Origin of the sequence: Aureimonas altamirensis, assembly GCF_001463885.1 — a bacterium.
In the GTDB taxonomy this organism is placed as follows: Bacteria; Pseudomonadota; Alphaproteobacteria; order Rhizobiales; family Rhizobiaceae; genus Aureimonas; species Aureimonas altamirensis.
The window spans coordinates 208,076-229,282 of record NZ_BBWQ01000001.1; the positions used below are offsets into that span (position 1 = coordinate 208,076).

11 protein-coding genes are annotated in these 21,207 nt (G+C 63.7%); 10 read left to right on the top strand and 1 reads right to left on the bottom strand.

The genetic code is table 11. The features are described from left to right. The first annotated feature begins 75 nt into the window (after positions 1 to 75). Complete coding sequence (locus AUL31_RS00990; protein WP_143190092.1) at positions 76 to 1,662, top strand: Do family serine endopeptidase; 1,587 nt, start codon at positions 76 to 78, stop codon at positions 1,660 to 1,662. Between the two features lie 11 nt (positions 1,663 to 1,673). Here AUL31_RS00990 and serB read toward each other — a convergent pair whose 3' ends face one another. Next, positions 1,674 to 2,558: a phosphoserine phosphatase SerB gene (gene serB / locus AUL31_RS00995; protein WP_060600104.1), complete on the bottom strand. Its 885-nt coding sequence runs from the start codon at positions 2,556 to 2,558 to the stop codon at positions 1,674 to 1,676. Between the two features lie 20 nt (positions 2,559 to 2,578). On the opposite strand from serB, the gene miaA reads away from it, so the two are divergent. The 9 genes from miaA to AUL31_RS01040 all read left to right on the top strand — a co-directional run bounded on the left by miaA (position 2,579) and on the right by AUL31_RS01040 (position 20,992). Continuing rightward, entirely contained in the window at positions 2,579 to 3,460 is an 882-nt protein-coding gene (gene miaA / locus AUL31_RS01000; RefSeq protein WP_082646728.1) for a tRNA (adenosine(37)-N6)-dimethylallyltransferase MiaA, read from the top strand. A gap of 232 nt (positions 3,461 to 3,692) precedes the next feature. After that, complete coding sequence (locus AUL31_RS01005) at positions 3,693 to 5,486, top strand: acetolactate synthase 3 large subunit (protein ID WP_244489287.1); 1,794 nt, start codon at positions 3,693 to 3,695, stop codon at positions 5,484 to 5,486. 47 nt (positions 5,487 to 5,533) lie between these two features. Further along, complete coding sequence (gene ilvN, locus AUL31_RS01010) at positions 5,534 to 6,124, top strand: acetolactate synthase small subunit (protein WP_060600109.1); 591 nt, start codon at positions 5,534 to 5,536, stop codon at positions 6,122 to 6,124. Positions 6,125 to 6,145: 21 nt separating this feature from the next. After that, positions 6,146 to 6,739: a LysE family translocator gene (locus AUL31_RS01015; RefSeq protein WP_060600111.1), complete on the top strand. Its 594-nt coding sequence runs from the start codon at positions 6,146 to 6,148 to the stop codon at positions 6,737 to 6,739. 37 nt (positions 6,740 to 6,776) lie between these two features. Then, entirely contained in the window at positions 6,777 to 7,904 is a 1,128-nt protein-coding gene (locus tag AUL31_RS01020; RefSeq protein ID WP_060600489.1) for an ATP-dependent DNA helicase, read from the top strand. A gap of 15 nt (positions 7,905 to 7,919) precedes the next feature. Then, positions 7,920 to 8,663 carry a pyridoxine 5'-phosphate synthase gene (locus tag AUL31_RS01025; protein ID WP_060600113.1) on the top strand — a complete coding sequence of 248 codons (744 nt, stop codon included), beginning with the start codon at positions 7,920 to 7,922 and terminating at the stop codon, positions 8,661 to 8,663. A 75-nt stretch (positions 8,664 to 8,738) separates the two neighbouring features. Further along, positions 8,739 to 9,398 carry a TetR/AcrR family transcriptional regulator C-terminal domain-containing protein gene (locus AUL31_RS01030; RefSeq protein ID WP_060600115.1) on the top strand — a complete coding sequence of 220 codons (660 nt, stop codon included), beginning with the start codon at positions 8,739 to 8,741 and terminating at the stop codon, positions 9,396 to 9,398. A gap of 35 nt (positions 9,399 to 9,433) precedes the next feature. Next, positions 9,434 to 10,453, top strand: coding sequence for a ketol-acid reductoisomerase (ilvC, locus tag AUL31_RS01035; protein ID WP_060600117.1), 1,020 nt, complete (start codon positions 9,434 to 9,436; stop codon positions 10,451 to 10,453). A gap of 174 nt (positions 10,454 to 10,627) precedes the next feature. Next, on the top strand, positions 10,628 to 20,992 hold the full coding sequence (locus tag AUL31_RS01040) for a fibronectin type III domain-containing protein (protein WP_082646712.1): 10,365 nt from the start codon (positions 10,628 to 10,630) through the stop codon (positions 20,990 to 20,992). The last annotated feature ends 215 nt before the right edge of the window (positions 20,993 to 21,207 follow it).

Below are 21,207 nucleotides of genomic sequence, written 5' to 3' on the forward strand. Positions count from 1 at the left end.
GCGCGCGTTCTTGATTCAGTCGCTTTTATCGGCTTGCCTCGGCGCAACAGGCCGACAGTGATGGAAAGGGCAGTGATGACGCAGCTACCGCAGGCCCGCAATGCGATCGCAGCGGCAATCCTGGCCGCCATGACGGGCAGCGCGCTGGCGCAAGGCGTCATTCCGCCACCGGCCGAAGGCCAGCAGATCGCGCCGCAACGGCCGCCATCCGAAACACAGGATCCGTCGGCCCCCGGCGTTCCGCCTGCCTCCGCCCAGCCGCGCATGCAGGGGCCCGCTTCCGTTGCCGGGCTGGCCGAAGGCCTGCTCGATGCGGTGGTCAACATTTCGACCTCGCAGCGCGTGGCGGGCGGCTCTGCGGTGCCGCCGCTGTCCGCGCCCGAGGGCTCTCCGTTGCAGGAGTTCTTCGACGAATTGCTGCAAGGCAATGAGGGGACGAACGCCCAGCGCGTGCAGTCTCTTGGATCGGGCTTCGTGATCGACCCTTCGGGAATCGTCGTCACCAACAACCACGTCATCGCCGGTGCCGACGAGATCACCGTGAACTTTGCCGACGGTTCGTCGCTCAAGGCAAATTTGCTCGGCACCGACACCAAGACGGATCTTGCGGTGCTGAAGGTCGAGCCCGAACAGCCCCTGACCGCCGTTTCCTTCGGCGACAGCGAAGCCGTGCGCATCGGCGACTGGGTCATGGCCATCGGAAATCCGTTCGGCCTTGGCGGCTCCGTCACGGTGGGCATCGTTTCTGCGCGCGGGCGCAACATCAATGCCGGCCCCTATGACAACTTCATCCAGACCGATGCCGCCATCAACCGCGGCAACAGCGGCGGCCCGCTCTTCGACATGTATGGCCGCGTCATCGGCATCAACACGGCGATCATTTCGCCGACGGGCGGCTCCATCGGCATCGGCTTCGCCATTCCGTCGCTGCTGGCCGAAAACGTGGTGGACCAGCTACGCGAGTTCGGCGAAACGCGGCGCGGCTGGCTTGGTATCCGCCTGCAGGAAGTGACTGACGAAATCGCCGATGGGCTGGGGCTTGCGGACACATCGGGCGCCATCGTCATGGGTGTCGTGCCCAACGGGCCTTCGGATACCGGTCAGATCGAGATCGGCGATGTCATCATCAGCTTCGATGGACGGCCGGTGCCGACCTCGCGCGATCTGCCCCGTCTGGTGGCCGAAACGGAAGTCGGCAAACGCGTCACGCTGACGCTGATGCGCAAGGAAAGCCAGGACGCCGAGCCGCGCTCCATCGATGTAGAGGTGACGCTGGGCCGGCTCGAGGATGGCGAGGCCATGATGGAGCAGCAGGAAGGCTCCACCGAGGAGGGCGGCGAAGAGGGTGCGCCCGAGGCTGCGATTGCCGGTACGCTGGGCATGACGCTTGCGGACATGTCCGACGAGCTGAAGACGCAGTTCGGCATCGACGAGGAGCTGGAGGGCGTCGTGGTGACCGAGGTCGCAGCCGAATCGCCGGCGGCGGAAAAGGGCATCGAGCCCGGTTCGGTCATCACCGAGATCGGGCAGGAATCCGTGGCCACGGCGGAGGCGTTCCGGAGCAGCCTTGCCGGCCTGCGCACCGATGGCCGCCGCAACGCGCTGCTGCTCGTCGCCTCGCCCGGTGGCGACCTGCGCTTCGTGGTGCTGCCGCTGGATTGAGGCGGCGGCGCCTATGCGGCGATGAACTGCTCTGCTTTGTAGCCCTGCAGGAAGAGAAGACCCGTCAGGTCGGAATGGTCGATACGGAACGGCGCCTTCGCGGCGACGGCCGGCTTGGCATGCAGGGCGACACCCGTGCCTGCGGCAAGGATCATCGGCAGATCGTTGGCGCCGTCGCCGACGGCCAGCACGTCGCCCGCATCCACACCGCGGGCGCTTGCGATCTCGTGCAGGGCAGCCAGCTTGGAGTCCGCGCCCAGGATCGGCTCGGCGACAGTGCCCGTCAGCACGCCGTCTGTGACATCCAGCCTGTTGGCGCGGTTTTCGTCGAAGCCGAGTTGCCGGGCTACCTCCTGCGTGAACAAGGTGAAGCCGCCGGAGACGAGGGCCGTGTAGGCGCCATTGGCCCGCATGGTGGCAACCAGCGTCGTCCCGCCGGTGGCAAGCTGGATGCGCGTGGCCAGAACATCGCTCACCCTTGCGACCGGCAGGTCCCGCAGCAGGGCCACACGTTCGCGCAGGGCAGGCTCGAAGGCGATCTCGCCATTCATGGCACGGGCGGTGATAGCCGCGACCTTGTCCTTGAGGCCGATTTCGGCGGCCAGTTCGTCGATGCACTCCTGGTCGATCATGGTGGAATCCATGTCGGCGATCAGGATGGACTTGCGGCGGCCCGCCACGGGCTGAACGGCGCAGTCCACCGCGGCGGAAAGGGCAAGCCGCGACAGGGCCTCTCGTGTGGCGGCGTCGGGCGCGTCTTCCGTAACGAGGTCGCAGGCTGTATCCCGCTCCAGCCAGAACATCTCGGCCTCGCCGATGATATACTGGGCCTGCTCCGCGAGGGAGCGGCTGACGCGCGGATCGTTCCGGGCGGAGATCAGGGTAACGACGTGCATTGGCAGGGGACCTGGCGGGCTTGGACCGGTTGAATGCGATTTTGATAGCGGGCCCCACCGCGAGCGGCAAGTCGAAGCTGGCCGTGGACCTGGCGCGCAGCCATGGCGGCGTCGTGGTGAATGCCGATTCGATGCAGATTTACGACGGGCTGTGCATCCTGTCGGCGCGCCCGACCGAATCGGACATGGGCGGTATCCCCCACCATCTGTACGGCTATGCGGACCCTTCCGCGCCCTATTCGACGGGCTTGTGGTTGGCGGAGGTTGAGCGGCTGCTACCCATCATCCGCGCGGCCGGCGCGGTGCCGGTGTTCGTCGGCGGCACGGGGCTGTATTTCCGCGCTTTGACGCAGGGGCTGGACGATATGCCGGCGATTGCGCCGGAGCTGCGCGCCGCGCTGCGCGCTCGCCACGCCGAAGAGGGGGCCGGGCGGATGCACGAGGCGCTCCAGAGCCTCGATCCGCAGGCCGCAGCACGGCTGCGCCCCACCGACAGCCAGCGTATCCTGCGGGCGCTGGAACTGGTGATGACGACGGGCCGGCCGCTGGCATCCCTGCAGGAAGGGAAGGGCCGCCCGCTGCTGTCTGGCGCCGGCATCCGCCGGATCGTTCTTACGCCGGACCGCGCCGTGCTCCGGGATCGGATCGCCCGGCGGTTCGATGCCATGATGGCGGAAGGCGCAAGGGACGAGGCGTTGCGCTTCGCGCTGCGCCCCGGCGCGCTCGACCATTCGGCCGGGCAGGCGATCGGCGTTGCCGAGCTGTTGGCCGCGGAGCGCGGAGAGATGACGCTGCGCGATGCGGTGGAGCGGGCGGTGGTGCGGACGCGGCAGTATGCGAAGCGGCAGGAGACTTGGTTTCGCAACCAGTTCGGCCCGGATTGGGAGCGGCTGGAAAGCTGAGCGGAATTGCGTTGACGTGCGAAGTCTATGGAAGTATCTTCCCGCCCCATGAAGAACATCACGCTCATTCTCGTAGGTAGGCGCACACGCGAGGCGGTTTAAAGACCGTCCGGCGAATGCCACGTGTGCGCGAAAGACAGGCCCCTCGAAGGGCCTTTTTTATTGCCTGAAAAAAACTTGGAAAAACGACGCGCACCGCATCGACGGAAGGCGCCCAGCAGGAACAGCAGCCATGGACGACATGACGACCAATCCGGCAATCCGCAAGATGACCGGCGCCGAAATGGTGGTGCAGGCCATGAAGGATCACGGCGTCGAGCACCTTTTCGGATATCCGGGCGGTGCGGTGCTGCCGATCTACGATGCGTTGTTCCAGCAGGATGCCGTGCAGCACATCCTCGTCCGCCACGAACAGGGCGCCGGCCATGCGGCCGAAGGCTATGCCCGTTCTACCGGCAAGGTCGGCGTGATGCTGGTCACCTCCGGCCCCGGCGCAACCAATGCGGTGACGCCGTTGCAGGACGCGTTGATGGACTCGATTCCGCTGGTCTGCATCACCGGGCAGGTTCCGACGTCGCTGATCGGCTCGGACGCTTTCCAGGAATGCGACACGGTCGGCATCACGCGCCCCTGCACCAAGCACAACTGGCTGGTGAAGAGTGTCGAGGATCTGGCCGAGATCCTGCATGAGGCGTTCCATGTCGCAACGTCCGGGCGGCCCGGCCCCGTCGTCGTCGATATTCCGAAGGACGTCCAGTTTGCCACCGGCACCTATACGCCGCCGCAGATGAGCCGCGCGGCAAGCCGCTATCATCCGCGCGTCGATGCGGACCGGGCCCGGGTGCGCGCGGCTGTCGAGCTGCTCGCATCGGCAAAACGGCCGGTCTTCTATACGGGCGGGGGCGTCATCAACTCCGGGCCGGAGGCAAGCCGGCTGCTGCGCGAATTCGTGGCCCGGACCGGCATACCCGTCACCTCGACGCTGATGGGGCTGGGCGCCTACCCGGCATCGGGCGAGAACTGGCTGGGCATGCTCGGCATGCACGGCACCTACGAGGCCAACCTCGCCATGCATGACTGCGATGTCATGATGTGCCTGGGCGCGCGCTTCGACGACCGCATCACCGGCCGCCTGGATGCCTTTTCGCCCAATTCGCGCAAGGTCCATGTCGATATCGATCCGTCGTCGATCAACAAGAATGTCCGCGTCGACCTGCCGATCATCGGCGATGTCGGCCATGTGCTGAAAGCCATGCTGGAGGCATGGAACGAGCTGGGACTGACGATGGACACGGGCGCCCTCGCCGAGTGGAAAGGCCAGATCGCACGGTGGAAGGCGCGCAACTGCCTTGCCTACCGGCAGGACGGCGACATCATCATGCCGCAGCACGCGGTCAAGCGCCTGTATGAGCTGACCAGGGACCGCAAGACCTACATCACCACCGAAGTCGGCCAGCACCAGATGTGGGCCGCGCAGTTCTATGGCTTCGAAGAGCCGAACCGTTGGATGACCTCCGGCGGGCTCGGCACCATGGGCTACGGCCTGCCGGCGGCGCTGGGCGTGCAGATCGCCCATCCGGACGCGCTCGTGATCGACATTGCGGGCGACGCCTCCGTGCAGATGACGATGCAAGAGATGTCGGCCGCGGTGCAGTACGAAGCGCCGATCAAGATCTTCATTCTCAACAACCAGTACATGGGCATGGTGCGCCAGTGGCAGCAGCTGCTGCATGGCAACCGCTTGTCGCATTCCTACAGCGAGGCGCTGCCCGACTTCGTCAAGATGGCGGAGGCCTTCGGCGGCGTCGGACTGCGGGTCGAGAAGGCAGGAGATCTGGATGGCGCCATCCGCGAGATGATCGACATTCGCCGCCCCGTCATCTTCGACTGCTGCGTGGCGAACCTTGCAAACTGCTTCCCGATGATCCCGTCGGGCCGCGCCCACAACGAAATGCTGCTGCCGGACGAGGCCACCGACGAAGCGGTTGCCAACGCCATCGATGCCAAGGGCAAGGCGCTGGTCTAAAGCCGGCGCCACCCCTCCATCCAACCGTTTTCCAGAGTCCGAGAGCCATGAACAGCCCGCTACAGCCGCCCGCATCCGCCTATTTCATCACCGAGGAAAAGGAGCGGGCGGAGTCGCATACGCTCGCCGTCATCGTCGACAACGAGCCGGGCGTGCTGGCCCGCGTGATCGGTCTGTTCTCGGGCCGCGGCTACAATATCGAGAGCCTGACCGTGTCCGAAACGGAGCATGCGCGCCATCTGTCGCGAATTACGGTGGTTACGCGTGGTGCGCCGCATATCATCGAGCAGATCAAGAGCCAGCTCGACCGGATCGTGCCGGTGCACAGGGTGGTCGACCTCACCAATGCCGCGTTCGGCAATGGCGAGGACGGCCCCATCGAGCGCGAGCTTGCGCTGGTGAAGGTTTCCGGCGACGGGGACGACCGCGTGGAAGCGCTGCGGCTGGCGGACGTGTTCCGCGCCAAGGTGGTGGATTCCAGCACGGCCCACTTCGTGTTCGAGATTACCGGCCGCAGCACCAAGATCGAAAAATTCATTCAGCTGATGAGCCCTATCGGCCTGACGGAAGTATGCCGCACCGGCGTTTCCGCCATGAGCCGGGGTCGGGAGCCGATGATCGTCATCGGTCAGGAGTAGCTGCTGCAAAGGCCCTGAGGCATGACCCATGAACTTCTAGTCGGTCTGGTCGTCTTCGCGTTCGTTTCGTCCATCACGCCGGGCCCCAACAACCTCATGCTGATGGCGTCGGGCGTCAATTTCGGCTTTCGACGTTCCATCCCGCATATGCTGGGCATTTCGGGAGGGTTCGCCGTTCTGCTGCTGGCGGTCGGCATGGGACTCGGGGCGATCGTCCACGCCTATCCCGGCCTGTCGCTGGCCATGAAGTTCGCCAGCGCGGCCTACCTGATCTATCTGGCATGGCGGATCGCCTTTTCGCGCAGCGTCGGATCGGGCCAGTCCGGTGCGGAGCCCCTGACATTCCTGCAGGCGGCGATGTTCCAGTGGGTCAATCCCAAGGCCTGGGCCATGGCTCTTGTCGGGATGGGCGCCTATGTCAACATGGAGCGGCCCTGGCTGTCGGTGGTGCTGGTGGCCATCATCTTCACCCTCGTCAACCTGCCGAGCGTCTCGGTATGGACAGGATTCGGGATTGCGCTGCGCGGCTTCCTTGCCAATCGCACCCGTCTGCGCCTCTTCAACATAGCGATGGGGCTTCTGCTCGTCGCCACACTGTGGCCGATGCTGCGATGAGCTTGCGGCGGCGGTGTTTTTCTGCGAGGCGATTGGCATGAAGCTATCGCAACAGCAGGAAGATGCGCTCGACCGCGTCGCAGAATGGTTGAAGACCCGCAACCAGCCGGTTTTCCGACTGTTCGGATATGCCGGGACCGGCAAGACGACGCTAGCCCGCTACTTTGCCGAGGGGCTGGACGGTCAGGTGCAGTTTGCCGCCTTTACCGGCAAGGCTGCGCAGGTGCTGCGCAGCAAGGGCGCCCGCAATGCCCGCACCATCCATTCGCTGATCTATCGTCCGCGTGGCGAGGAAACGGTCGAAAATGCCGAGACGGGCACCGCCCGCGTCTCGCCGGCCTTCTCGCTGAACAGGCAAAGCCCCGTGGCCAAGGCCAAGCTGATCATCGTGGATGAGTGCTCCATGGTGGACGAGGCTTTGGGCCGCGACCTTTTGAGCTTCGGCACGCCGGTGCTGGTGCTGGGCGATCCCGGGCAGTTGCCGCCGGTATCGGGCGGCGGCTTCTTCACCGAGGCGGAGCCCGATTTCCTGCTGACGGAGATCCACCGTCAGGCGCGCGACAACCCCATCATCGACCTGGCGTTGAAGGTGCGCGAGGGAGAAGAGATCGCCTATGGGGATTATGGGGCAGCCCGTGTCATCTCGCGTCACGAGGTGGACAGGGATGCCGTGCTGGCGGCCGACCAGGTGCTGGTGGGCACCAATCGCACGCGACGTCGCTACAATACCCGCCTGCGCGAGTTGAAGGGCTTCCAGGGCGCTACGCCCATTTCCGGCGACAAGCTGGTCTGCCTGCGCAACGATCCGGCCAAGGGGCTTTTGAACGGCTCCTTGTGGCAGGTCATGACCGCCTCTCGCGAGACGGTGAAGCCCGGCGTCAACCTGATCGTGCGGCCGGAAGACGACGATCTGGACAGGGGCGCGGCGAAGATAAAGCTGTTGAAGTCCGTTTTCGAAGAGCCCGACACGGAAATTCCGTGGCAGACGCGCAAGCGCTACGACGATTTCGACTTCGGCTATGCCCTCACCGTGCACAAGGCGCAGGGCTCGCAGTGGAACGACGTGATGCTGTTCGACGAAAGTTTTGCGTTCCGCGACACGCGGGAGCGGTGGTTGTACACGGCGATTACCCGGGCGGCGGAACGGTTGACCGTCGTTCGGTGAGGGGAGAGGGGCTCGATGACCAGTCTGTCGGTGAACGTGAATGCGGTGGCCATGTTGCGCAATCGACGCGACCTGCCCTGGCCGAGCGTGACGGGCCTGTCGCGTATCGCGCTGGCCGCCGGTGCCGCCGGCATCACCGTGCATCCGAGACCCGATCAGCGGCACATCCGCTTTTCCGACGTGCCGGAGCTGCGGGCACTGCTGGATGCCGAATTCCCCACGGCGGAGTTCAACATCGAGGGCTATCCGACGCCGGAATTCCTTGACCTCGTGCGTGTGGGCCGTCCCGATCAGGTGACGCTGGTGCCCGACGATCCGTCGCAGGCGACTTCCGATCATGGGTGGGATTTCATCGGCCGGGCCGCGTTCCTGAAGCCAGTGGTCGAGAGACTGAAAGGCGAGGGCATCCGCGTTTCGCTGTTTGCGGACCCGGACCCGAAGGGATACGAGCAGGCCGTAGAGTTGGGCGCCGACAGGCTGGAGCTTTATACAGGGCCCTACGGCGCCACCTACGATGACCGCGCCGCACAAAGCCGGGAGCTGGACCGGCTGGAAACCGCCGGAAAACACGCAGAGGCGCTGGGCCTTGCGCTCAATGCCGGCCACGACCTGACCGTCGCCAACCTGCCGCCGCTGCTGCGCCGGCTGCCCGCTATAGCCGAGGTGTCCATCGGCCATGGCCTGACGGCGGAAGCGCTGGAATTCGGGATGGCCGGCGCCGTCGGCCGATTCATCCGGGCCATCCAGCCGCAAGGCTGACCCTTCGGGGACTTGCGGCCGCTTCGCAAGTGCTGTAGAGCCTCTCACCGTAACCAGCGTTACGGTTTGGCGCCCATGGTGCGGCAGGGGATTGCGATCGTCTTGAGCGACTCGAGCGACATCGATTGGACGGACAGGCAGGTGGAGCTGCTGGATGCAGCGCTGGCGCTGCTGGTGGCACTCGGCCGCGCGCCCACGATGACGGAAGTCGCACGCGAGGCCTCCTGCTCGAAGGAAACGCTCTACAAATGGTTCGGCGGGCGCGACGGGCTGCTTGCGGCCATGGTGCGACGCCAGGCATCCAAGGTTCGCGGCCTGCCGCTGGGCGCCGAGGGGCTGGATGCCGCGGCGCTGGTGCTGCGGCTGGAGGTTTTCGCGCGGGATTGGCTGCAGGTCATCCATGGCCAGACATCCGTTGCACTCAACCGGCTTGCGGTCGGACAGGCGGGGCATCAGCGGCATGGCCTCGGCGATATCATGCTCGACAATGGGCCGGCTGCGGTGCGCAGCCGGATCAAGACTTTGCTGGAAGAGGGGCGGTCGCTTGGCCTGCTCGCCTTCGACAGCCCCGACGAGGCGTTCGGCGCCCTGTTCGGGCTGGTCGTCCGCGATACGCAGATCCGCCTCCTGCTCGGCGAAAAGCTCAATGCGGACGACGCATTGGTGGAACACGACGCCAGGCTGGCGGTACGCCAGTTCCTGACGCTGTACGGAACAACCAAGATTCGGCCCTGACGGCCGGACAAATCCTGAACTTGGAGGACATGACTATGCGCGTCTATTACGATCGCGATGCCGATTTGAACCTGATCAAGTCCCGCAAGGTGGCGATCGTCGGCTATGGCAGCCAGGGCCGCGCCCATGCGCTGAACCTGAAGGACAGCGGCGCAAAGGACGTCGTCGTTGCGCTGCGCTCGGGCTCGGCGACGGCCAAGAAGGCCGAGGCCGATGGCTTCAAGGTGATGACGGTCGCCGAGGCGGCCGGCTGGGCCGACCTTCTGATGATGGCGACGCCGGATGAGCTGCAATCCGACATCTATCGCGACGAGATCGCCCCGCATATCCGCGACGGCGCGGCCATTGCCTTCGCGCACGGCCTGAACGTGCATTTCGGGCTGATCGAGCCTAAGTCCACGCTCGATGTCGTCATGATCGCCCCGAAGGGCCCCGGCCACACGGTGCGCGGCGAATACCAGAAGGGCGGCGGTGTGCCGTGCCTTGTGGCGGTGCATCAGAACCCGTCGGGCAATGCCCTGGAACTCGCGTTGTCGTATGCCTGCGGCGTCGGCGGTGGCCGGTCCGGCATCATCGAGACGAACTTCAAGGAAGAATGCGAGACCGATCTCTTCGGCGAGCAGGTGGTTCTGTGCGGCGGCCTGGTCGAGCTGATCCGCGCGGGCTTCGAGACTTTGGTCGAGGCCGGCTATGCACCCGAGATGGCGTATTTCGAGTGCCTGCACGAAGTAAAGCTGATCGTCGACCTGATCTATGAAGGCGGCATCGCCAACATGAACTACTCCATCTCCAACACGGCCGAGTGGGGCGAGTACGTGACCGGTCCGCGCATCATCACGGACGAAACGAAGGCCGAGATGAAGCGCGTGCTGAAGGATATCCAGAGCGGTCGGTTCACCTCCGAGTGGATGCAGGAATACCGCTCGGGCGGGGCGCGCTTCAAGGGTATCCGCCGCATGAACGACAGCCATCAGATCGAGGAAGTCGGCGAGAAGCTGCGCGGCATGATGCCGTGGATCAAGTCGAACGCGCTGGTCGACAAGGCCCGCAACTGACCTGACCGCGCGGGCGTCGCCCGCGTCACCCAGCATTGCTGAATCTATTTCATGCCGCCCGGCGCATCGCGCCGGGCGGCATTATTGTTTGCGCAAAGACGATAACTTGCTATATACGATATCATGTAGTATAAATTAAATACAACTATAAGTTTTTATTTTAGGGCGACGGCCATGTCTGATATTAGCTTGACACTCGACGACATCATCAATCTGCAACGCAAGCAGAGCGTCACCCTCGTCAGGGCGGAGCACGGCGAGCTGGCCACCGGCACGCGACTCGAACTTTGGCGCGACAACGTCCGGGTGCGCAGCGTCGTCGTGGGAAGCAACGCGTCCTCCACGACTTTCAGCCTGTCCGGCGCCGACTGGGGCGCCGATGGCACGCGGACGTTCAAGGTGCGGACGATCGCGCCCGGCACCGGCGTTGCCAGCGCCTGGAGTGCAAGCGAAACGGTTCTGGTGGATACACGTCCGCCCTCGCGCCCGACGGTTCTGTCGGTTTCCGGCGATAACAAGGTCAATGCCAGCGAGCAGTCCGCCGACATCCCCGTCGTCATCTCCCATGAGGCGGCCGTCAGTGGAACCACGATGGACATCCTGATGGACGGGGCGCTCGTCAAGACCGTGACCCTTCAGGCCGGGGCGCGCAGCACGACGGTCGATCTGCCGGCAGCGCTTTTCCAGCAAGTGTCCTCCTTCGATATCTCGGCCCGGCTGATCGACAGTGCCGCGAATGCCAGCCCGGTAAGTTCGGCGCGTTCCGTGCAGGTCGTCACGCAGACCCCGGCGGGTGTCGCAATGCCTGTGCTGGCAGGGGATAACATCGTGTCCGCGGCGGAGCGCGCCACGGTCACGACCGTTTCCATACAGCATGCCAGCACGCTTGGCGGCGGCAAGCTGGAAATCTGGCGCGACGGCGCGTTGCTGAAGTCGGTCTCGATAGCCGCAAACGCAACCTCGACCACCGTACGTCTCAGCGGTGGAGACTGGGGCGCCGACGGAAATCACGTCTTTGAAGCCCGTGTCGTCGACAGCGCCGGCAACCCGGGCGATTTTGGTGGCTCTCAGACTGTGAGGGTGGACACCACTCCGCCACAGGCCCCGACGTTTTCGGCCATTGCGGGCGATGGGTTTGTCAACGTCGCCGAGGCCACGCAGGGCGCGGGCTTCACGATCGCTCACGAGGCCGCAGGCGCCGGCGACAAGCTGGAGCTCTATCGCGACCGTGTGCTGATCAGGACCATCGATCTCGACGTTGGCGCTTCTTCCACCTCTGTCACGCTGCTGGCTGGCGAATGGGGTACCGAAGGTGCGCATATGCTCCGGGCACGCGTTGTCGATGCCGCCGGAAATGTCGGCGCGTGGAGCACGAACGCCTCGTACAGCGCCGATACGGCCACGCCCGCTGCCGCCGAGCTGCCGGTCATCGCAGGTGACGATCAAGTCAGCGCGGCGGAGAAGGCACAATCGACGGCGGTCATCGTTCGCCATGGCTTGGCCATGAGCGGATCGCGTGTCGAGCTGATGCGCGATGACGTCGTTGTGAAGACCGTCACCCTGGCTGCTGCCGCCTCTTCGACATCCATCAGCCTGACCGGGGCCGACTGGGGTAGCGATGGCGTCCATGCCTTCAAGGCGCGCCTGATCGACGCGGCCGGCAACGAAGGTGAATGGAGTGCGGTTCGGTCCGTCTCAGTTGCGTCGACGCTTCCCGAGGCGCCGGTGCTGGGTGTCTTCGCGGGCGACGGGATGGTGAATGCGGCAGAGCGGATCGCAGCATCTACCCTGTCCATTTCCCACGACGCCGCTTCCGCCGGAGCCCAGCTCGAACTGTATCGCGGATCGACGCTTGTGCGTCGCGTGACCATGACAACGGGGGCGACATCCACAAATCTGCAACTGTCCGGGATGGACTGGGGCGCCGATGGTCCGGCCGCTTTTACGGCGCGGATCGTCGATGCGTACGGAAACGCGAGCGAAGCGAGTGCCGTATCCAACGTGCTGGTGGATACGCGCGGCCCGCTTGCCGCCACACTGCCTTCCATCACCGGCGACAACAAGATCACCCTTGCCGAGAAGCAGGCAAACGTCACCATAGCAGTTGGCCACGAGGCCGCTACCGCAGGGTCGGTCCTGCAGCTCTACCGTGACGGCACCTTGTGGAAGACGGTTGCACCGGTGGCCGGTGCGACGACATCCAGCATCGTCGTTGCGCCTGCCGACTGGGGTACGCCGGGAACGGTGGCGCTCAAGGCTCGACTTGTAGATACCGCGGGCAACGAGGGCGCCTGGAGCGTGGAGCAACGGGTTTCCGTGGCCGGCGCTCTTCCCGCCGCGGTGACGCTGGCGACGGTCGCCTCGGACGGGGTCGTCAACGCCGAGGAGCGGCGTTCCGTAACCTTGTGGCAGGTTGGCCATGAGGCCGCTCTGTCCGGAGCCGTTATCCAGCTGTACCGCGACGATGTGCTGGTGAAGTCCGTCACCGCAGGCGCCGGTTCTACGTCTACCGCTATTCCCATGTCAGGGGCCGAATGGGGTGCAGACGGACAGCATCAGTTCAAGGCACGCATGGTCGATCCGACGGGCGGCGCGGGTGACTGGAGCGTCTTGTCAAGCATTCGGGTTGACACCAGTCCGCCTGCCGCGGTCGTGGTGCCCATCATCGCGGGGGATGATCGGATCAACGCTGTAGAAAAGGCGGCCGGCGTTCCGCTCGTCATACCGCATGAGTTGGCGCAGCCTGGCAGCATGCTGCAGATCTACCGCGATGGCGTGGAGTTGCGGACGGTCGCGCTTTCGGACGCGTCCGTGAGCACGACGGTGACGTTGCTGGCGGAGGATGTCGGGGCTGACGGCGTACACGTCTTTAAGTTCCGGCTGGTGGACGGCGCCGGTAATCTCGGTGCCTGGAGCTCGGAGCGCCGTGTCCTCGTGGACACGGCGGCGGATGCCGCTCCCATCATCGAAACCGTAGCCGGGGACGATTACGTCAACGTACTCGAGAAGACGAACGTCCGGTTCATCACGGTCAGCCATGAGGCTGCCGCGTCGGGAACGACGTTGTCGCTGTACAGGGACGGCGGCCTTTTGAAGACGGTGGTGCCGGCCTATGCGGCCACATCCACCCGCATCGCCGTCAACGCCGCAGATTGGGGCGCCGACGGTGCGCATGTCTTCACGGCAAAGCTGATCGATGCCGCAGGCAACCAGAGCGACCTAAGCGCGGAGCGGCACGTCACCGTCCTGACGGGAACTCCGCTCGCACCGGTGCTCCCGATCCTCGGCACCGACGCGATCGTCAGTGCTGCCGAGAAGGCAGCTTCTTCGATGGTCTCCGTCACGCACGGGGCGATGAGCGAAGGGGCGACGCTGGAGCTTTATCGCGATGGCGTTCGCGTCAAGACCGTGCAGGTTGCTGCTGAGGCTACGGCCACGGACCTTGCGATGAGCGGCTCGGACTGGGGAAGCGACGGGTTTCATGGCTTCAAGGTCCGCATCGTGGATGTCGCCGGAAACGTCAGCCAGTTTTCCACCGAACAGCGGGTTTCTATCGATACGATCGCGCCTCTGGCTGCCGTCATGACAGCTGTCGGCGATGGCAACGTCAACGCGGCTGAAAAGCTGGGTTCTACGATCGTCAGGATTTCGCACGAGGCGGCAACTGCGGGTTCGGTCGTACAGCTTTGGCGGGATGGCGATATCGTTCGTTCGGTTTCCGTTTCCGCCGGTGTCAGAGCGACGGCGATCACGCTCACCGGCAGCGACTGGGGGAGCGATGGTGAACACACGTTCAAGGCGCGCCTCGTGGACGGCGCCGGGAACGTCGGGGCGTGGAGCGGAGTGCAGGTCGTCACGGTTGCATCGTCCGCACCGGGGGCGGTGACATGGGGTCCGCTCGCCACGGACGGCATGGTGAATGCCGCGGAGAGGGTGGCTGGGGTCGACGTTGCGATCGGACATGACGCGGCAGCACTCGGAGCGCGGATCGAAATCTACAGGGATGACAGGCTCGTAAAGTTGGTCGCTCTCGCCACAGGCGCCACCAGCACGACGGTATCCTTGGCCGCCGGCGAATGGGGCAGCGAGGGTACGCATGTCTTCAAGGCGCGCATGGTCGACGGGTCCGGGAATGCGGGGGCCTGGAGCGAGGTCCGGTCCGTTCTTGTGGATAGTCTGGCGCCGGCCGCATCCTCGATTCTGTCGATCGCCAACAGCGGTTCCGTTGGCGCCGTTGAGCTCGCTGCGGTTTCTCATGCGACAGTGCGGCACGATGTGGCGACCGCAGGTTCCATGCTGGAACTCTACAACGGCGATACGCTGTTCAAGCGCTATGATATGACGGTCGGCACAACGCAGACGACGGTCGACATCGATCCGGCCGAATGGGGGCCTGACGGCATCTATACGTTCAAGGCTCGGGTGGTCGACGCCGCCGGCAATGCAGGTGCCTTCAGCTTCTCCAAGACCGTGACGGTTGCATTGCCCACCACGCTTTCCGGGCTTTCGGACGGGGTCGTCAACGGCACGGAACGCATGCAGACGAGTTCTGCGATCGTTTCGCACACCGCCCTAGGAGCCGGCTGGACGGTCGAGCTCTATCGCGACTCGACCTTGGTCACGACGGCTCCGGTGGTTTCCGGGTCAACGTCGACGGCGATCCCTGTGACGAACTCTGACTGGGGCACCGAGGGCACGCACAGCTTCACCGCCCGTCTCGTCAGCCCGGCTTCGGTCTTCCGGACGACAGCCGCGCGCGACGTGATTGTCGACTATACCGCTCCCGATGCCGCCTCTCTGGCATTGGGCGTGATTGCCGGCGATGATACGGTCACCGCAATCGAGCGACAGCAGTCGGCTGACGCCATCGTAACCCATGCGGCGGCGGAGTCAGGAGAGCGTCTCAACCTGTACCGGGACGGCGTCCTGGTGAAGAGCATCGCGGTTACCGCCGGCTCGACTTCCACTGCCCTCTCATTCGCTGAATCCGATTGGGGCAGCAATGGCGCGCACGCCTTCACGGTCGGCCTCATGGATGCGGCAGGCAATGTCAGCGTGCAGAGCGCGGCTCGAACCGTCACCGTAAACCCCGCGGCAACGCTTCTCGATATCTCGGCCGCCGCCGTGCGCAATACTTCGGCCCTGCTTGTCTGGGATCGTTACACGCCGACGCAGGCAGGGCACTCCGTTGCATACCGGATATACAACGGCGCCACGTTGCTGGGGGAGACGACGGATCTTGCCTTTAATGTCCAGGGCCTGACTGCCTCAACGGACTACGTGCTGTCGGTGAAGGTGGTCGAGCAGGGCGTATTGACTAACCTTGGCGAGCAGATCGCATTCCAGACGGCGGCGTCCAGCTGGTGGGATATCCCGCAGGTCTATTCCCCCTATATCGATGTCGGGATCGGGCCGGTTACCTACAACAATCACCTCAAGATCATCGAGCAGTCCGGGCTCAAGGCTGTCACTCTCGGCTTCCTGGTCTTGAAGCCCGCTGGCTGGATCGACGCCGACCATGCGTCGCAGGTCACCAGCGCGGGTGTTCCAACCGGCAACACCAACGGCTTGCGGTGGGGCGAGTCGAACACCACCGTCTTCCCGTCGGACATGATTACCGAGACAGTTTCGGTAAAGGCGATGATTGCCGAGCTGCAAAGCAAGAACATCGACGTCACCATAGCGCTTGGCGGCTTTTCCGGAAGTGAGCCGGCCCTCTACGAGACGAATGTCGACAAGCTGACGGCGATCTATCAGTCAATCATCGACGAGTACGGCATCAAGCACCTTGATATCGATATCGAAGGCGCTTCGCTGAACTCGCTGGAATCCGGCGCCTATCACGGCTTCTATCCGCAAGCCTATCTCAACCAGACGCACCTCAATCGTATCGAGGCGCTGAAGGCCATCAAGGAGGCAAACCCGGGAGTCTCCATATCCTTCACCGTGCCGGTTCTGCCATCGGGGATGCTGCCGAACGCAGTTGCCCTGATGCAGATGGTCAAGGACGAAGGTTTCGACCTCGATGTCCTCAACATCATGGCCATGGATTACGGGACGGGCGATCCGGATCAGGGGCGCAACGCCGTCGAGGCCGCGCGCAACACCATTGCCCAGTTGCGGGGGCTCGGGTTGGCTACGAAGGTCGGCATCACGCCGATGATCGGCATCAACGACGTGATCAGTGAGGTGTTCACGCTCGAGGATGCGCGCGAGGTCCTCGAGTTCGCGAAGGACAATCCCGATATCGCCTCGCTCGGCATCTGGTCGCTTGGTCGCGATCTTCCGAGCGATCCGGGCTCCAACGGCTTCACACAGGACGATGTCACCCCGAACGGCAGTGCGATCGTCGACCAGACGCGCTACGAGTTCTCGGGCATCTTCAACCAGCTATCCAATGCCGGCGCGGGGTACAATCCGGCCAGCGGCCTGACCGTCCTGGGTGTGGTTTCCGGCAACGATATCGTCGGTTCCGCCGAAAGCACGGCAACAACCCAGGTGACCGCCAACTTCCCGGCGGCCGTGGCCGGCTCCCAACTTCAGGTCATCCGTGACGGCATCGTCGTCAAGACGCTCGCGCTCGCCGCAGGGAGCACATCGCGCGATATTGCGTTAAGTGGCGCGGACTGGGGTGCGGAGGGCGTCCATCTGTTCTCCGTCCGGGTGGTGAACGGCAGTGGCGCCACCTTGTCCACCAGTGCACCGCGTGCGGTGACCGTGGATAAGACTGCGCCCACGGCGCCGGTGATCGGTCAGCAGGCCGGCGACGATGCGGTGGGATCACAGGAGGCGAGCAGCGGCCTCGCCTTTACCTTCACGCACGCCATCGCCGATGCCGGAACGAAGGCCCGGATTTTCCGCGACGGGGTTCTGGTCAAGACGGTGACGCTGGCAACGGATTCCACCGAAACGCAAGTCATGCTGTATGGCAGCGACTGGGGAGCAGTGGGTACTGCCGCCTCGCCGTCCTTCACGGTTCAGCTCATCGACGCCGCCGGCAATGCCTCGGCAGCGAGCGCGGGGCATACCGTTGCAGTCTCGAAATACGCGACGCTGCAGAACTGGGACGCCGGCAAGAACTATCCGTACAATTCGACTGTTCAGGGCAGCCAGCCGTTCTACGTATTGCATGAGGGAGTCGTATATCGCACGAAGTGGTACGCCTCCCTCGGCGAGGAACCGGGCACGATCAGCGATCCCAGCTCGAACCCCTGGGAAGTTGTGGAAACGCTGCAAACAAATCCGCAGCCGCAGGGCTTGCGTATCCTGCCAACGGCGTTGGCCGACACCTCGGTCATGCTCATGTGGGATGCTCACGCGGCAAGCAGCAGCGGCGCCGCGGTGACCTACAAAATCTACAAGGGCAGCGATCTGCTGACCACCACTGCGAACCTGTCCTATAAGGTCACCGGCCTGACTGCGTCGACGGCTTATCAGTTCTCGGTGCATGTCGCTGAGAATGGAACGGAGACGCAGGTCGCGGAAAGTGTTTCGGTCCAAACGACCGCGTACCCGTTGTGGGACATCGCTCAATACTACTCCCCCTATATCGACATGGGACTTGGCAAGTCGCAAGGCCAGCTGGAAGCGCTGACCACGAGCAACGCCAAGCACGTGACCCTCGCATTCCTGGTGCTCAAGCCGGACGGATGGGTAAATTCCGATACGGCAGCGGCCGTCGATGCGAACGGCAACCCGACAGGCGTCACCCATGGCCTGCGGTGGGGCGAGGGCAACACCTCGATCTTCCCGGACGACAAGACATCGAACGGCAGCACCACGATCAAGGCGCTTATCCAGCAATTACAGGGCAGGGGTATCGACGTCACGATCGGGCTCGGTGGCTTCTCCGGCAGCGAGCCGGCCCTGTTCGTGACCGATGTGCAGGCGCTTACGGCGATGTACCAGTCGGTGCTGGACACCTACGGGGTTAAGCATCTCGACATAGACATCGAAGGAGCGTCGCTGAATTCGGTCGAGTCTGGCGGGTATCATGGCTTCTATCATCAGGCCTATCTGAACCAGACCCACCTGAACCGGATCGAGGCCTTGAAAGCCATCAAGGCAGCCAATCCCGACGTGACTATTTCGTACACGATCCCGATCACGCCGGATGGGATGCTGCCGAACGCGGTTGCCCTGATGCAGATGGTCAAGGACCACGGCCTCAACCTGGACGTCGTCAACATCATGGCGATGGATTACGGGGCCGGTGATTGGGGCCATCGCGGCGATCAAGGCCGCAATGCGATCGACGCGGCGCGCAACACCATCGCGCAGTTGCGCCAGATCGGCCTTGCGTCCAAGGTGGGCATCACGCCGATGATCGGCATCAACGACGTCCAGACCGAAATCTTCACCTTGCAGGATGCGCAGGAACTACTGGCCTTCGCCAAGGACAATCCCGATGTCGCATCCCTGGGCATCTGGTCGCTCGGCCGCGACGAAACCGGTACCGTAGGTCAACTGACCGTGGGCGGAAGCGGGATCACGCAGGATCCATATGGATTCACCACCATTTTCGAAGGTATCACCGATACTGGAGCAGGCTATGACACCCACTCGGGCCTGACGATCGTCAACACCTTGTCGTCCGACGATATCGTCAACGCAGCGGAAAAGACGAGCGGCGTGTCCTTCACGGTCAGTCACGCTGCGGCGGTGGCGGGCTCGGTGGTGAAGGTTTATCGCGACGGTGTCCTGATCAAATCAGTCACGGCATCTGCAGGAACGAATCAGACGGTGGTCACTCTTAGCGGAAGTGACTTCGGTTCGATCGACGGCGACTACACATTCGCCGCGTCGTTGGTATCCAATGGGGTCGAGGGAACCAGGAGCACGCTTCATCACGTGACGATCGATACGGTGGCCCCGTCGGCCCCGGTGATCGCGGCGGTTAGCGGAGACCATAAGGTCGTCGGTGGAGAGGGTGCCAGCGGCATTCCCGTTTCCTTCTCGCATGGTGCAGCGTCAGCCGGCTCAAAGCTCGACATCTACAAGGACGGCACGTTAATCCGCACCGTCACATTACTTGCCGGAACGACGCAGACATCGGTCAGCCTGTATGCGGGCGATCTTGGCCTTGCCACGGAGTCCAATACGACGATCGCACTGACTGCCAAGGTCCGTGATCTCGCCGGCAATATTGGCGGTACGTCGGCGACGGAATCGGTGATCGTCCAGAAATACGCCTTCGTTAAGCCCTGGACGGATGCGGTGGGTGCCTACCCGGGCGGCGGCCTGTACGCCACCTACGAGGGGCAGGTCTACAAGACAAAGTGGTATCCCAGCGACTACACGCCCCCTTCGGCCAGTTCGGAGTGGACGCTTGTCGGGCCCCTGTATTCCGATCCGGCTGTACCGAACGCGCCGACACGCGTTTATGCAACGGGCATCAGCCAGACGGGCGCCTTCGTCATGTGGGACAAGGCGCTTATACCGGGCACCGGAACAGTGTCGGGTTACGACATCTTCGTCGACGGTACAAAGGTCGGCAGCGCGACGGACACCCAATTTGCATTGACCGGGCTGACGGCAGCACATACCTACTCTGTGACGGTTGTGGCAAAGGACGAGACCGGGTCGTCGGTCGCATCCACTCCGCTGTCGGTGGTAACGCGCTCGACACCGGTGCCGGACATTGCTCAAACCTACACAATGGTCGCCGATGTCAGCCGGACCGATACTGACGTCACAAACTTCATCGGCCATTCGTCGTCCATGTCCACGAGCTACATCCACAACCATGTGGAGAACTCGGGCAACACGATCGTCTGGGCCGGAGGAACCTCCGCACTAATCGGCGTTGGCGGCCAGGACAGATGGATGAACTACGGTGCATCCGGTACCGGGGAAACCACCGGTCAAAGTCAGATCAGCGAATACCGCAGCAGTGGGGCGAAACCGGTTATCCTGTCGTTTGCACGTGATACCTCCGACAGCACCAGCGATCTGGCCTTGGGATACTCAACTTCGTCGGCACTCCTTCCCCAGCTGTCATACCTAACGAGCCGCTATTCTTCTAACTATGTCGACTTCACATTCTGGAGTTCCGACCTCAACGCATACGCCGCAAATGCGAGCAAGCATACAGTGCGCGATGTCGCCCTTCGCGATCTCGATGCCCAGAAGTCGGATGCCCTGCACATTTCCTACACGGTAGAAACGTCGACGACCGGCCTCACCGCCGGCGCGATCCAGATGTTGCAGGGCGCCCATGCAAATGGTGTGAAGCTGGATGTGTTGAACATCCTGGCCGCGGACTATTGGGGCTCGGGAAGCGGGATCGACATGGGCCGCACGGCAATCGACGTCGCGCTCGACGCAATGCAGAAGCTCGACTCCGTCGGCTATACCGATACCAAGGTCGGCATTCTGGTTCGCGCCGGTGCAAACGGTGGCGGGGGTACGTTCTCGATTGACGATGCACAGCAGATCTATGCATTCGCCAAGGAAAACCCGCATATCTCGGGCATCGGGCTGCTCAATCCCTATCAGGAAAACAACTACAACTACTCCAACATCTTCAACAATCTCTAGGGCCGACCCGCCCCGGCATGCAATGCGCATGCCGGGGCGGTGGAAGGCGAAAAGATTGACGCAATATTGGAACGCGAACCGGACCCCCGGTTCGCGTTTTCTCTTTTTCGGCCTGGCCGGGACGTCTTTGAAACGCTGCGGTTCGTGCAGGGGCGGGGAGGGGTGTCGAAGGTGCGCAAGGCCGTAAGCGCGGCGCCGTGTCAGCGCACGGTATG

Bases quoted from the DNA above. Each gene is read 5' to 3' on its own strand.
- AUL31_RS00990 (WP_143190092.1), top strand. From the start codon at position 76: ATGACGCAGCTACCGCAGGCCCGCAATGCGATCGCAGCGGCAATCCTG.
- serB (WP_060600104.1), bottom strand. From the start codon at position 2,558: ATGCACGTCGTTACCCTGATCTCCGCCCGGAACGATCCGCGCGTCAGC.
- AUL31_RS01005 (WP_244489287.1), top strand. From the start codon at position 3,693: ATGGACGACATGACGACCAATCCGGCAATCCGCAAGATGACCGGCGCC.
- ilvN (WP_060600109.1), top strand. From the start codon at position 5,534: ATGAACAGCCCGCTACAGCCGCCCGCATCCGCCTATTTCATCACCGAG.
- AUL31_RS01015 (WP_060600111.1), top strand. From the start codon at position 6,146: ATGACCCATGAACTTCTAGTCGGTCTGGTCGTCTTCGCGTTCGTTTCG.
- AUL31_RS01020 (WP_060600489.1), top strand. From the start codon at position 6,777: ATGAAGCTATCGCAACAGCAGGAAGATGCGCTCGACCGCGTCGCAGAA.
- AUL31_RS01025 (WP_060600113.1), top strand. From the start codon at position 7,920: ATGACCAGTCTGTCGGTGAACGTGAATGCGGTGGCCATGTTGCGCAAT.
- AUL31_RS01030 (WP_060600115.1), top strand. From the start codon at position 8,739: ATGGTGCGGCAGGGGATTGCGATCGTCTTGAGCGACTCGAGCGACATC.
- ilvC (WP_060600117.1), top strand. From the start codon at position 9,434: ATGCGCGTCTATTACGATCGCGATGCCGATTTGAACCTGATCAAGTCC.
- AUL31_RS01040 (WP_082646712.1), top strand. From the start codon at position 10,628: ATGTCTGATATTAGCTTGACACTCGACGACATCATCAATCTGCAACGC.